Raw genomic sequence first — 13,854 nt, 5'->3', positions numbered from 1 at the left:
AGCGGGGCGGGGTGGGGAAACGCCGGGTGCGGCACCAATGGGTATCCCGGTGCGTAACAATTCGGTAACGCATCCCCCCGCCCATGCAGCTCTTCCGTTTCCTCACCGGCGCCCGCCCGCCCCTCATCGAGCGGGCCGTCCGCGACCTGGCCGCCATGCTCGACACGAGCGCCGAGATGTTCGCCGCGGCGACCGGCTGCCTCCTCGACAACGAGCCGCTGCGCATCGACCTGGGATCGCTCGACGACCGCGTCAACGACGGCGAGCAGGCCGTCCGCCGGGCCGTCCTGGAGCACATCGTGGCCGCGCCCCAACACGAGACCTCGTTCAGCCTCCTCCTCGTGTCCGTCGTCCAGGACGCCGAGCGGTGCGGGGACCTCGCGAAGACGCTCGCGAAGGTGTCCGAGCTGGCCGACCGCCCCCGGATGGGCCGCCACGTCGAAGCGCTGAGCGTGGTCCGCGACCGGGTCCAATCCGCGTTCCCCCGTGCCCGCCAGGCGTTTACTGGCGGCGACTCGCGCGAGGCCCGCGCGCTCATGGACGAGCACGCCCAGACCAAGGACGACGTGGCCACCTTCCTCCGTGAGATCACGTCGGACCCCGACCTCTCGCCCAACGCGGCCGCCGTGCTCGCCATGTCGGCCCGGATCATCGGGCGCGTGTCGTCGCACCTCTCGAACATCATCTCGGCCGTGGCGCTCCCGTTCGACCAGGTGCGCAACGCGCCGACGTGGAGCGAGGAGTAGGCCGCCCCGCCCGCTGCGTCTGGGGCGGGGTGGACGCCAATTCGCCGGAGCCTAGAGCGGCGCCCCTCCCCGCCCTCGTACCTTCGACGCGCATGACACGGCTCCGCCGCGCCCTCCCCGTTCTCGCCGCGCTCCTCGCGGTCGTCGTCGCCGTGCAGGCGACGGACCTCGTCGCGTGCGCCGACGAGGCGGAGGCGGCCGAGCACGGTGAGGCGCACACGGACGCCTCGTTCGCGCCGGGCGCCCACCCCGCCCCGGCGCCGGGCGACGCCCACGGCGCAGACGGCCACGCGGGCGCGTTCGCCGACTGCCTCTGCCACGTCGTGTTCGCGCCGACCGGCGTCGTCCCCGACGTCGGCGCCCGGTTGGTGGGCGGGGCGGCCGCGTTTGCCGCGTTCGTCGCCGCCCCGCCCGAGGTCGAGCCGCTGGGGCTCGACCACGTGCCCTTGGTCTAGGACCGTCCGCACGCTCTCGCGCTCGGTGAACCCGCAGCGCCGCCCCGTGTGGACCGCCGCGCCTGTTGGAGGCGCGGCCCGAACCACCCCGCCCGCTGCCTGCGGACGCGCGTAATCGCGCGCCGTCCCCGGCGGCCGGTGGGACTCCGCCCCGCCCGGTTCTCGGTCCCCCCATGTTCGATCGCATCGTCGCGTTCTCGCTCCGCCAGCGGGTCCTCGTCCTCTTCGGCACCGCCGCCCTCGTCGCCGCGGGCCTGTACGCCGCCACGCGGCTGCCCGTCGACGCCGTCCCCGACGTCACCAACAACCAGGTCCAGGTGCTCACGCAGGCGCCGGCGCTGTCGCCGCTCGAAGTCGAGCGGTTCGTGACGGTCCCGGTCGAGCTCTCGCTGAAGTCGCTGCCCGACGTGGTCGAGCTCCGCTCGCTCTCGCGCCAGGGGATCTCCGTCGTGACGGTCGTCTTCGAGGACGGCGTCGACACGTACTTCGGTCGCCAGCTCATCCTGGAGGCGCTGCGCGGCCTGAACGACGAGCTCCCGCCGGGCGCCGAGACGCCCGAGCTGGGGCCGGTCTCGACGGGGCTGGGCGAGGTGTTCCGGTACACGCTCCGCGACACGACCGGCCGCCTCTCGGCGATGGAGCTGCGCACGGTCCAGGACTGGATCGTCCGCCGGCAGCTGCTGGGCGTGCCGGGCTTGGCCGAGGTCAACTCGATCGGCGGCGAGCTCCGGCAGGTCCAGGTGCTCGTCGACCCCGACCGGCTCGCGGGCTACGGGCTGGAGCTCCGTGAGGTGTTCGAGGCGACGGCCGAGGCGAGCGGGAACGCGGGCGCGGCGACGATCGAGACCGGGCCGGAGCAGCTGGCGGTCCGCACGGCCGGCCTCGTCGAGTCGGCCGAGGACTTGAGGCAGTCGGTCGTCGCCACGCGCGGCGGCACGCCGGTCACGCTGGGCGACGTGGCCGAGGTCCGCGACGGCGCGGCCGTCCGCTTTGGGGCCGCGACGCAGGACGGCGAGGGCGAGGTCGTGACCGGCTTCGCGCTCCAGCTCAAGGGCGCGAACGCCCGCGTCGTCGTCTCGGCCGTGAAAGAGCGGATCGCCGAGATCCAGCGGGCGCTGCCCGACGGTGTCGTCATCGAGCCGTACTACGACCGGACAGCGCTCGTGGACCGCACGATCCGGACGGTCGCGAAGCACCTCGCCGAAGGCGCGCTCTTGGTCATCGTCGTGCTCCTGATCCTGCTCGTGAACCTGAGGGCGGGGCTGGTGCTCGCGAGCGTGATCCCGCTGGCCATGATGTTCGCCTTTATCGGCATGTGGATCACGGGCCAGAGCGCGAACCTCATGAGCCTGGGCGCCATCGACTTCGGGCTCGTCGTCGACGGCTCGCTCATCATCGTCGAGAACGTGCTCCGGCGGATCGGCGTGGTCCAGGACGAGGGCGGGGCGGGGCGGCTCACGAAGGAGGGCTTCCGCGACCTCGTGCGCGACGGGACGCTCGAGGTGCGGAAGGTGGCCCAGTTCGGCGAGGTCATCATCCTGGTCGTCTACCTGCCCATCCTGTTCCTGCGCGGCGTCGAGGGCAAGCTGTTCGCGCCGATGGCGCTGACGGTCAGCTTCGCGCTCGTCGGCGCCCTCGTCCTGTCGCTGACCTACGTGCCCGTCATGTGCTCGCTCGTGTTCGACCCGACGAAGCCGGTCAAGCACTCGCCGGTCGTCGCGTGGCTGCACCGGATCTACCGCCCGCTCCTCGACCGCGCGCTCGGCGCCCGCCGGCTCGTCGTGGGCGGGGCGGCGCTCCTGTTCGCGCTGGCGGCGGTCGGGTTCGGCGGGTTGGGCGCCGAGTTCGTCCCCCGACTGGACGAGGGCGACGTGGCGGCCCAGATCGTCCGGCTCCCGAGCGTGTCGCTGAGCGAGTCCATCGAGATCGCGGGCGACGTCGAGCGGCGGCTCGTGCGGTTCCCCGAGGTCGAGACCGTCGTCGGCAACACGGGCCGGCCCGAGATCTCGACCGACCCGATGGGCGTCGAGATCACCGACGCCTACGTCATCCTCAAGCCGCGCCACACGTGGCCCGAGGTCGACGGCGAGGTGCGGACGAAGGCCGCGCTCGTGGCGGCCATGCAGGAGGCCGTCGAGGACGTGCCGGCCGGCGTCCAGTTCTACCAGCCCATCGAGATGCGGACGAACGAGCTCGTGGCCGGCGCGCGCGGCGACGTCGTCGTGAAGGTGTTCGGTGAGGACTACGACGACCTCACCCCGCTCGCGGCCCAGATCGAGCGGATCGTGCGCGAGACGCCGGGCGCGTCGTCCGTGTCGCGCGACCAGACCGAGGGCTCCCCGCAGCTCGTCGTCCGCCCCGACCGCCCCGCCCTCGCCCGCTACGGGCTGACGGTCGCGGCGCTCAACCGGATCGTCGAGACGGCCGTGGGTGGGGCGGTGGCCGGCCAGGTGTACGAGGGCGAGCGGCGGTTCGACCTCGTCGTCCGGTTCCAGGCGGGCGTGCGGTCGAGCCCGGCCGCGATCGAGGCGCTCCCGGTCGTGACGCCGACGGGCGCGCGCGTCCCGCTCTCGGCGCTCGCGTCAGTGGCCGTCGAGTCCGGGCCGGCGTCGGTCTCGCGCGAGGAGGGCAGCCGGTTCGTGTCGGTCCAGTCGAACGTGGCCGGGCGCGACCTGGCCGGCTTCGTCGACGAGGTGCGGGCGCGCGTCCGGGCCGAGGTGGACCTGCCGCCGGGCACGCGCGTGGCCTACGGCGGCCAGTTCGAGAACCTGGAGGCGGCGTCGCGGCGGCTCGCGCTCGTGGTCCCGATCGCGCTCGCGCTCATCGTCGTGCTCCTGTACCAGACGTTCGGGTCGGCCCGGGCCGCGGCCGTCATCTTCCTGTGCGTGCCGATGTCGGTCGTGGGCGGGGTGGCGATGCTGTACCTGCTGGGCCTGCCGTTCTCGATCTCGGCCGGCGTCGGCTTTATCGCCTTGTTCGGCATCGCGGTCCTCAACGGGCTCGTGATGGTGGGCGCCATCCGCGGCTTCGAGGAGCAGGGGCTGCCGACGCGCGAGGCGGTCCTGGCGGGGGCCGACCAGCGCCTCCGCGCGGTCGTCACGACGGCGACGCTCGCGGGCGTCGGCTTCCTGCCGATGCTGCTGGGCAGCGGCGCTGGGTCCGAAGTGCAGCGGCCGCTCGCGGCCGTCGTCATCGGTGGCCTCGTTACGAGCACGGTCCTGACGCTCTTCGTGCTCCCGACCGTCTACGCCTGGATCGGCTCGGGCGCCGCCCCGCCCCCGGCCAGCGCGCAGGGCGACGGCCACGCGCCCGCCCCGCCCGCGCGGCTCGGCCGGGGCGGGGTGGCGCTCGGGCTCGCGCTCCTCGCCGCGGGCGGGGCGGCGCAGGCGCAGGACGCCCCGCTCACGCTCGCCGACGCGCTCGACCGCGCCGAGGCCGTCGCGCCGGAGCTCGCGGGCGGGGCGGCGGCTGTCGCCCGCGAGGCGGCCCGGCGCGAGAGCGCGGCGATCCTCCCAGCAACCGAGTTTTTCTTGGGCGTCGACCGCGTGCCCACGGTCGACGGCGGGTTCGGGGGGACCGAGACGGCGCTCGGCGTGGGGCAGTCGTTCCGGCTCCCGGCGTTCTACCGCGCCCAGCGCGGGGCGGCCGATGCGCTCTTGGCTCAGGCCGAGGCCGAGCGCGGCGCGCTGCGGCGGGGCGTCCGCCTCCGGGCCGCGCTCGCCTACGTCGAGGCCGTGGCCGCCGACGCCCGGCTCGCGATCGCCGACTCGTCCGTGGCCGTGGCCCGGAGCTTTGCGACCGCCTCGACGCGGCGGCAGGAGCTGGGCGCGGCCGGCGCGCTCGAACCGCTCCAGGCCGAGGTCGCGCTCGCCCAGGCCGAGCGCGCCCGCGCCGAGGCCGCCGGACTCGCCCGCGCCGCGCGCGCCGCGCTGGGCGCCTACCTCGGCACGACCGCCCCGCCCGCGCTCGCGGACCGCCTGCCGCTCGCGGTCGAGCCGCTCCCTGAGGGCGGGGCGGACGCGCTCGCCCCGACGGATTCGCTCCTCGTCCGGGCCAACCCGCGCCTCCAGGCAGCCGAGGCCGCCGTGCGCGTGGCCGAGGCTGACGCCCGCGCCGTGGCGGCGGAGCGGCTCGTGTCGTTCGGGGCCGAGGCCGCGCTCCAGACCGAGGGCGGGGCGGTCGGCTTCCTCGGCGGCCGCGTCGGCGTGGCGGTCCCGCTCGCGCGGCTGGCGACGGACGCGCCGGACCGGGCGGCCGCGGCCGCCGTCGAGGTCGCGCGGGCCGAGCGCGACCGGCTCGCCGTGGGCCTCGCGGTCGACCTCCGCCAGCGGGCCGCACGGCTCGCCGCCGCCGTCGAGCAGGCCGGCCTCTACGCCGAGCGCCTGGTGCCGCAGGCGGAGCGGGCCTACGCCATCGCGCTCCGCCTGCGCCGCGAGGGGGCCGCGAGCTACCTCGAAGTGCTCCAGGCGCAGACGGCCCTGCTCCAGACGCGCGCCGACGCGCTCGACGCGCGCCTCGACGCTGCCCGCCTGCGGACGGAAGTCGACGCGCTCCTCGACCCCGCGTTCTGACCCGGCGGCCGCCCCGCCCCACCCATGCGCCGCGGCCCGACGGCGTTGCACGCAACGCCGCTACGGCGCCACCCCGCCCACGCCGCGGGCGGGGTGGGTTTTGTCTCGGCCGGCGGGCGACCGCCGGTCGCTCCTACGGGCGGGGTGGGGCGGTTCTCGCCGGCCCGCTGCCTGCCTGCCTTCCCTCCGGTTTCCGCCCCGCCCGCTTGCCGCCCCGCCCATCTGGTCGGGCGGGGCGGTCCTACGCCGGAGCCGGGGCGCCGGCGGCCGCCGCGTCCGCCCGGTCGACGAGCCGGCGGAGGTGGCGGCCGAACTCGTGCATCACGAACAGGTGCGCGAGCGCCTGCGTCGACTGGTAGAGCCGCCACGGGAGGCGCGGCGCGAAGTCGTGGATGCCGGCCAGGAGCGTCCGCCCGCCGAGCATCTGGCGGAATTCGAGGCGCCCGCGGTGCGGCGTGTCGGGCTTGTGGAGGAGCCCGCCGGTCACGTAGAACAGGGCGCGGTCGGGGTGGCTCCGGTCGGGCGAGTACGTGAGCTCCAGCACCGGCCGCGGCACCGGCCCGACGCGGAACCGGGCGACCGTGTGCTCGTCGCCGCCCGACACCTCGACGTCGATGAACGGGCCGGCAAAGCGGTCGAGCCACCGGAGGTATTCCTGCGCGGCCCACGCGGCCGAGCGCCCCGGCGGCAGCGGGAACCGCTGGACCGACCGCACGAGCCGCTCCTCGCGGATCACGCGGGCGTCGGGCTTGCGGAGCGGCGTCCGCGGGTCGGGGAGCAGATGCCCCTCGGCGTCGAGCGAGGCGCGGAGGGCGTCGTCGAACCCCAGCGCGTCGGGCGCGATCGCCTCCTGCACGGGGTTGTCGCGGACCACCATGTCGTGCTTGAGGCTGGCGACGAGCGGCCCCGCGAGCGCCCGCGGGCTCCCCGACACGAGGCTGACCCAGAGCGTCGAGAGCCGCGGCGTGATCAGCGGGACCCCGAACATGGGCCGGTCGAGGCGCATCACACGGGCCGTCCGCTCCATCATCTCGCGGTAAGTCATCACCTCCGGCCCAGCCACGTCGAACACGCCGTCGAAGCGGGCGGGGTGGCCCAGCACCAGGCGCACGGCGCGGACCACGTCGCGGAGCGCGACCGGCTGCGTGTCCGACTCGGTCCACGACGGGAGCACCATCGCCGGCAGCCGCCGCACGAGGTTGACGAGGATGCGGAGCGACGACCCGCCCGCCCCGACCACGAGGCCCGTTCGGAGCGTGGTCACGGGCGTCGACCGCGCGGCCAGCGTCTGCTCGACCTCGAACCGGCTGCGGAGGTGGCGCGAGAGGTCCTGCCTGTCGTCGGGGAGCAGGCCGCTGAGGTAGACGACCTGCTTTACGCCGTTGTGCTCGGCCGCGCGCGCGAAGTTGTCGGCGAGCACCAGGTCGAGGTCCGCGAACGTCCCCTGCGTCAGCCGCGACGACGGAAGCATCGAGTGGACGAGGTAGACGGCGTAGTCGGCGCCTTCGAGCCCGCGCTCCAGCTCGAGCAGCGAGAACAGGTCGCACCGCCGCCACTCGACGGGGTCGTCCGGGTCCTTCCGCCCCGCCCGCGTGGCCGAGCGCGTGAGGCCGACGAGCCGGTAGTCGTCCGCGAGCGCCTTGCGGATCGCGGTGCCGACGAAGCCCGTGGCCCCGGCGATCGCGACGGTCGGCCGGTCGGACATGGACATCAAGGCAGGGTGGGGGAGGGGCGCCTCGCGGTCGGGGCGACTCGAAATGGGCGGGGCGGCCGTGAGACCACCCCGCCCGCGCGTCTTGAGGTGCGGCGCTAGCGGCGGAGGCCGAGGAGCAGGCCGAGCGCGAACGCCCCGCCCACGACGCCCCGACGCACGCGCGGGTCGGCGAACGCCGTCGCGGCGGCCGCCCCGCCTTCGATCTGGACGCCGCCCAGGCCGACGGCGCGGGCGAGCCGGCCGGACACGGCCGACGGGCCGACCGACGCGAGCGGGCGGCCGCCCAGGACCACCTCGACGTCGACGCCGAACCGCTCCAGCAGGTCGACGAGCGAGCGGACGGCGCCGCGGCCGGGCCTGCGCCCGCCGAACACCTTCCACGCCGTCTGCGCGTCGCCCACGTCGACGACCACGCGCGGCCCGTCGCCGCGGACGGTGACGGGGCGGCCGTCGACGGTCAGGTCGAGGTCGGCGTCGACGAGGAGTCGGCGGGCCACTACTTGTTGGCGGCCCCGCCGTTCTGGTCGTCGCGCGTGCGGATGCGGAGCGTCCCGTTCATCTTCCACGTCGCGTGGTCGACGTTGTCGCCGACGCCGCTCGGGACCATGAGCTCGAAGTTGTCGAACTCGTAGGCGATCTCGGCGCCGCGGCCGGTGAGCTTGTCGTAGAGGCCGATGGCGAGCTCGGGCCAGCTTTTGGTCTGGTTGTCAGCGCCGGGTTGTGTAGGGGCAGCCATGAGGGGCGGGGTGGTGAAGGGGGCGGTGTCAATCGCCGCCGCCCCTCGCAGTTCCTCCACAAACGCTCACAGGAAATCCCTGAGCGGCGCCCCGCCCCGCCCGTGCGCGTGGGCGGAATGGCCCCGCCCCGCTCTGGGCCACCCCGTCGTTGCGGCCGCCCCGCCCATGGCGCGGGCGGGGTGGTACATGGTGATCGGACGCTGCGGCCCGACGGCGTTGCATGCAACGCCGCTACGGCGGCCACCCCGCCCCGCCCTCGCATTCTGCGGGCGGGGCGGTGCACCTTGGCTGCCCGCTGCCCGCTGCCCGCTGCCCGCTGCCCGCTGCCCGCTGCCCGCTGCCCGCTGCCCGCTGCCCGCTGCCCGCTGCCCGGGCGGGGCGGCTACCCCTCGCCCTCCAGCACGACGGACCGCGCGCCGAACAGGCCGTTCAGCCCCTTCATCAGCTCCGGCGTCAGGTCCACGACCGCCGTCCGCGCGTGGAGGCGGACGGGGCGGGGCAGCGCCCGGCTCGCCACCTCGAAGTACACCTTGCACGCGCCCGGGTGCTCAGCGCACAGCCCGGCGAGCGCGTCCACGTCGGCCTCGGTCGCCACATCGGGGTCGATCCGCAGCACGACCGCCTTGACCATCTGCTCGCGGACGCGCCACATGGGCAGGATCTCCTTCGCCACCAGCTTGAGGTCGCCGCGCGTCGTCTCGGCCTTGCCGCGCACCATCATCACCGAGTCCACCTCGATCAGGTGGCCGCACCGCTCCAGCGTCTGCGCGAACAGGACCACCTCGGCCTGGCCCGTCGTGTCCTCGATCGTCACGAACGCGATGGGCCGGCCCGACTTCGTCGTCCGCCGCGTGACCTCGGTCACGATCGCGAGCACCGTCTGGTCCGACTCGTGCGGGATGTTCTCGACGTTCCCCAATTGGCACGACGCGAAGGCGGCGGCCTCGGCGGCGAAGTCGTCGAGCGGGTGGCCCGAGACGTAGAACCCCATGAGGTCGCGCTCGTAGCGGAGCGTCTCGCCCTTCGTCCACGGCTCGGCGTGCGGGAGCGTCGGCGTGAACGACGAGCCCACCTCGTCGGCGGCCCCGAACAGCGACGACTGGCCCGCCAGCTTGTCCGCCTGGTGCTTCTGCGCGTAGGCCCACGCGAGGTCCACGGCGTCGACGAGCTGCCGGCGGTGGGCCTCGAACGTGTCCATCGCGCCGGCCGCCGCGAGCGCCTCCAGCGTCTTCTTGCCGACCGTCCTGAGGTCGAGGTCGCGGGCCAGCGCGAACACGTCGTCGAACGCCCCGCCCGCCGCCTCGCGCGCCTCCACGAGCGCGTCGATGGCCCCGTGCCCAACGCCCTTGATGGCGGCCAGCCCGAACCGGACGCGCCCGTGCTCGACCGTGAAGTGGGCGTCCGAGCGGTTCACGCACGGCGGCAGGATCTCGATGCCCGCCACGCGCGTGGCGTCGAGGGCCGTCGCCAGCTTCGAGCTGTCGGCCATCTCCGTCGTGAGGACCGCGGCCATGAACTCGGCCGGGTAGTGGGCCTTGAGGTACGCCGTGTGGTAGGCGACGACGGAGTAAGCGGCACTGTGGGATTTGTTGAACCCGTAACCTGCAAACTTGGCCATCATGTCGAAGACCTCGTTCGCCGTCTTCTTGTCCACGCCCTTGTCCGCCGCCCCGCCCACGAAGATGACCCGCTGCTTGTCCATCTCCGACTGCTTTTTCTTGCCCATCGCCCGCCGCAGGAGGTCCGCCCCGCCCAGCGAGTAGCCGCCCATGACCTGGGCCATCTGCATCACCTGCTCCTGGTACACCGGGATGCCGTAGGTCGGCGCCAGGATCGACTCCAGCATCGGGTGCGGGTACTCGACCGGCTCCTTCCCGTGCTTCCGGTCGATGTAGCTCGGGATGAGGTCCATCGGCCCCGGCCGGTAGAGCGCGTTCATCGCGATGAGGTCGTCGAGCGACGTCGGCTTCAGCTTCCGCATCCACTCGCGCATCCCCGACGACTCGAACTGGAAGATGGCGACCGTGTCGCCGCGCTGGAAGAGCGTGTAGGTGTCGGGGTCGTCGAGGGGCAGCGCGTCGAGGTCGATCTCGACGCCATGGTTCTCCTGGATGAGCGCGAGCGCGTCGTCCAGGATCGTCAGCGTCTTCAGCCCCAGGAAGTCCATCTTGAGCAGGCCGAACTCCTCGACCCACTTCCCGTCGTACTGCGTGACGACGGCGTCGGCCGCCCCGCCCTTGCCCTTCTGGATGGACACCGGCACGTACTGGCTCACGTCGCCCGGCGCGATGATGACGCCGGCCGCGTGGACGCCCGTGTGCCGCGCGCTCCCCTCCAGCACCGTCGCGTAGTGCATGAGCTTGCGGATCTGGGGGTCCTGGTGCTCGTAGAGCTTGGCGAACTCCGGCACCTCGCCCTTGGCCTTGTCCAGCGACACCTTGACGCCGTCCGGGATCATCTTGGCGATCCGGTCGGCCTCCGGGAGCGGCACGCCGAGCACGCGCGAGACGTCGCGGATGACGCTCTTCGAGCCCATCGTCCCGAACGTCACGATCTGGCAGACCGACTCGCGCCCGTACTTCTCGACCACGTAGTCGATCACCTTGCCCCGCCCGCGGTCGTCGAAGTCGATGTCGATGTCGGGCATCGACACGCGCTCCGGGTTCAGGAAGCGCTCGAAGAGGAGGTCGTACTGGAGCGGGTCGATGTTCGTGATCCCCAGGCAGTACGCGACGGCTGAGCCCGCCGCCGACCCGCGGCCCGGCCCGACCGACACGCCCATGTCGCGGGCCGCCGTCGTAAAGTCCTGCACGATGAGGAAGTAGCCCGCGTAGCCCATCGTCTGGATCACGCCCAGCTCCAGGTCCAGCCGCTCGCGGACCGTCTCGGAGATCTCCGGGTAGCGCCGCCCCGCCCCCTCGTACGCCAGCGCGCGGAGGTAGGCGTCCGGCCCGGCGTGCTCGGGCGGGATGGGGAAGTGGGGCATGAGGAGCTCGCCCATCGGGATCTCCAGCCGGCACTTGTCGGCGATCTCGCGCGTCGCGTCGAGCGCGGCGTCGACGGCCGCTTCGGACCCGAACACGCCCTCGCGGACCGACGGCCCGAAGGCGAGCCGCATCTCGTCGGCCGACTTGAGGAAGAACTGGTCGTTCTCGAACCGCATCCGGTTCGGGTCGTGGAGGTCCTTCCCCGTCTGGAGGCACAAGAGCACGTCCTGCGCCTCGGCGTCGGCCTGGTCGACGTAGTGGACGTCGTTCGTGGCGACGACCGTCACGCCGTACTCCTCGGCCCACCGCATGAGGACCGCGTTGCACTGCCGCTGCTCGGGGATCGCGTGGTCCTGGACCTCGATGTAGTAGTCGTCGCCGAAGATGTCGAGGTAGTCCTCGAACACGCGCCGTGCCTCGGCCTCGCCCTGCTTGAGGATCGTCTGGAGCACCTCGCCCTGGAGGCAGCACGTCGTCGCCACGAGGCCGCCCGAGTGCTTGCGGAGCGTCTCGCGGTCGATCCGCGGCTTGTAGTAGTAGCCGTCGGTGTAGCTCTGCGACGAGAGCGCGATAAGGTTCTGGTAGCCCTCTAGGTTCTTGGCGAGCAGCACCTGGTGGTAGCGCGTCCGGTCCTGCGTGTCGCCCATGCCCGACGGCGTGACGTAGAACTCGCACCCGACGATGGGCTGCACGCCGGCGCGGCGGGCCTTGGTGTAGAGCTCGGGGACGCCGTACAGGTTGCCGTGGTCCGTGATGGCGACCGCTTTATGGTCCAGCTGCACCGCCCGGTCTACGAGCCGCTCGATCCGGGCCGCTCCGTCGAGCAGCGAGTACTGCGTGTGGCAGTGGAGGTGGCAGAACTCGGGCATGGGATCTCGGCGTCGCGGGGGGACGGCAAGAACGCCCACCCCGCCCCGCCCGGGCAACCCGTGTGCGTAACTCGCCGGCAGTTCAGAGACGCGGCCGCGCCGCCACCCCGCCCGGCGGCGGGCGCCGTGAGGGATACGACGCGCCGCGCCCGACGCGGGCGGGGCGGTCTGAGGCGCCGCCGAAAGCGGGCGGGGCGGCCCAAAACGAACGGGCGCGGCCCGGAGGCCGCGCCCGCGCGCCACGAGAGACGGACGTCGTCCCTAGTTGTCGGTCGGGAGGAGGACCGCGTCGATCTTGTGGATGACCCCGTTGTCGGCGTCGATGTCGGTGTCGACGATGAGGGCGTTGGCGTTGGTGTCGGCGTCCTCGGTGTCGAGCCCGAGCCCGGACCCGACCGCGACGACCGTCAGCGTCTCGCCGTTGAGGGTCTGGACGACGTCGCCGACGTTGAGGTCGTCGGCGTCGAGGTCGGCGTTGGGGACCACGTGGAGCCGGAGGATGTCGGCCAGGTTCTCGAGGGCGACGACCTCGTCCGGCGTTCCGACCGCGGCGAAGGCGGCGTCGGTCGGGGCGAAGACGGTGAACGGGCCGCCGCCGGCGAGGGCGTTAGCCAGACCGGCCTCGACGACGGCGTCTTCGAGCGTCGAGAGGTCGGCGTCGGCGACGACGAGGTCCGTGATGGTATCGCCGTCGCCGACGACGTCGTCGGAGTCGCAGGCGGTGAGGGACAGGGCGAGAACGGAGAGCCCGAGAAGGGCGGGGCGGGGGACGTACATGGGACTGGGGGGTGGAGAGTGGGCGGGGGACGTCCCCGCGCTCGGGCAGGAAAGGGCGGGGGGGCGCCAGTCGTGCGGAGGGATCTGACGGTGAGGTGTGGTTGCGGTGTGGAACGGGGTGTGGTTCTGGTGTAGAACAGGGGAGGGGCGGGCTGGGGGCGCCCCCGCGCGGAATCAGCGGGCGTTCGGGCGGCGTCTCCCGCCACCCCGCCCGCGGCGCGGGCCGGGCGGGGCGCTCGTCCGGACCCGCCGCCTCTCCTCCCGCACCCGAGCCCATGGTCTTGCTCCTCGACGCCTACCACCTCGGCGACCCCCTCTTCCTGACCGGCCTCGCCCGCGACCTCGCCGCGCGGGCGGGCGGGGCGGTCCTCGTGCACGGGAGCGGCGAGCGGGGCGAGCGGGCGCTCGAATCGCTCGGGCTCCTGCCCGAAGCCGTGGGCGGCGCGTGGGCGACCGCCACCGACGAGGAGGCCGCGGCCGTCGAGCGCGCCACGCGGGCGCTCAGCCGCGAGATCGTCCACGAGCTGAACGAGGCCGGCGTCTCGGCGGTCCGTGCGCTCGGGGCCGACCGGGGGCTCTTGAAGCGCTCCGGGGGCGGGGTGGTGGCCGGAAAAACGGCGTGGCTCCAGACGCTCGTCGGGCAGGGCGTCGTGGCCGTGGTGGCGTCGCTCGTGGCGGCCGCGGACGGCGGCCCGCTCGCCGAGGCAGACCCGGCCGCGGCCACCGCGGCGCTGGCCGGCGCGCTCGAAGAGCCGGTGACGGTCCTGCTCAAAAAAGGGCTTCCCAGTGGCGGAGGGGCCGTTTCGCTCGCCGCCCCGCCCACGCGCGCCGCGCTCGGCGACCCCGACGGCGCCGGGCGTCTCGTGGCGTCGGGCGCCCGCGTGGTGGCTCTCCCCAAGGGCGCCCTCCGCGACGCGGGCGGGGCGGCCGCGGTGCCCGTCTCGGGCTGACGGCGGCGTAGGGAACCGGCGTTTCTGGCCGATGCGGGCCGGTGATCC

At 73.9% G+C, this 13,854-nt stretch carries 9 protein-coding genes; 4 read left to right on the top strand and 5 right to left on the bottom strand.

Translation table 11 applies throughout. The annotated features are described in order from the left end of the window. Positions 1 to 83 precede the first annotated feature (83 nt). The 3 genes from RQM47_RS11955 to RQM47_RS11945 all read left to right on the top strand — a co-directional run bounded on the left by RQM47_RS11955 (position 84) and on the right by RQM47_RS11945 (position 5,772). Positions 84 to 746, top strand: a complete 663-nt coding sequence (locus tag RQM47_RS11955) for a PhoU domain-containing protein (protein WP_311662141.1) — start codon at positions 84 to 86, stop codon at positions 744 to 746. A 92-nt stretch (positions 747 to 838) separates the two neighbouring features. Then, positions 839 to 1,201, top strand: a complete 363-nt coding sequence (locus tag RQM47_RS11950) for a hypothetical protein (RefSeq protein ID WP_311662140.1) — start codon at positions 839 to 841, stop codon at positions 1,199 to 1,201. Positions 1,202 to 1,374: 173 nt separating this feature from the next. Then, positions 1,375 to 5,772 (top strand): CusA/CzcA family heavy metal efflux RND transporter, encoded by a 4,398-nt coding sequence (locus RQM47_RS11945; protein ID WP_311662139.1) that lies wholly within the window; start codon positions 1,375 to 1,377, stop codon positions 5,770 to 5,772. Positions 5,773 to 6,013: 241 nt separating this feature from the next. Here RQM47_RS11945 and RQM47_RS11940 read toward each other — a convergent pair whose 3' ends face one another. The 5 genes from RQM47_RS11940 to RQM47_RS11920 all read right to left on the bottom strand — a co-directional run bounded on the left by RQM47_RS11940 (position 6,014) and on the right by RQM47_RS11920 (position 12,856). Next, positions 6,014 to 7,483 carry an NAD-dependent epimerase/dehydratase family protein gene (locus RQM47_RS11940; protein WP_311662138.1) on the bottom strand — a complete coding sequence of 490 codons (1,470 nt, stop codon included), beginning with the start codon at positions 7,481 to 7,483 and terminating at the stop codon, positions 6,014 to 6,016. 98 nt (positions 7,484 to 7,581) lie between these two features. Next, positions 7,582 to 7,983, bottom strand: coding sequence for a hypothetical protein (locus RQM47_RS11935; protein ID WP_311662137.1), 402 nt, complete (start codon positions 7,981 to 7,983; stop codon positions 7,582 to 7,584). Next, positions 7,983 to 8,222 (bottom strand): hypothetical protein, encoded by a 240-nt coding sequence (locus RQM47_RS11930; protein WP_311662136.1) that lies wholly within the window; start codon positions 8,220 to 8,222, stop codon positions 7,983 to 7,985. The genes RQM47_RS11935 and RQM47_RS11930 overlap by 1 nt, the downstream gene beginning before the upstream one ends. A 383-nt stretch (positions 8,223 to 8,605) precedes the next feature. Further along, positions 8,606 to 12,079 carry a DNA polymerase III subunit alpha gene (gene dnaE / locus RQM47_RS11925; RefSeq protein ID WP_314009143.1) on the bottom strand — a complete coding sequence of 1,158 codons (3,474 nt, stop codon included), beginning with the start codon at positions 12,077 to 12,079 and terminating at the stop codon, positions 8,606 to 8,608. A gap of 261 nt (positions 12,080 to 12,340) precedes the next feature. After that, a complete protein-coding gene (locus RQM47_RS11920) occupies positions 12,341 to 12,856 on the bottom strand; it encodes a fasciclin domain-containing protein (RefSeq protein ID WP_314009141.1) in 516 nt (171 codons plus the stop codon). 275 nt (positions 12,857 to 13,131) lie between these two features. Here RQM47_RS11920 and RQM47_RS11915 point away from each other — a divergent pair, with 275 nt between their 5' ends. Continuing rightward, positions 13,132 to 13,806, top strand: a complete 675-nt coding sequence (locus tag RQM47_RS11915; RefSeq protein ID WP_314009139.1) for a hypothetical protein — start codon at positions 13,132 to 13,134, stop codon at positions 13,804 to 13,806. Positions 13,807 to 13,854 lie beyond the last annotated feature (48 nt).

The organism is Rubrivirga sp. S365, assembly GCF_032248475.1.
GTDB lineage: Bacteria > Bacteroidota > Rhodothermia > Rhodothermales > Rubricoccaceae > Rubrivirga > Rubrivirga litoralis.
This window is presented reverse-complemented; position numbering and strand designations above follow the sequence as displayed.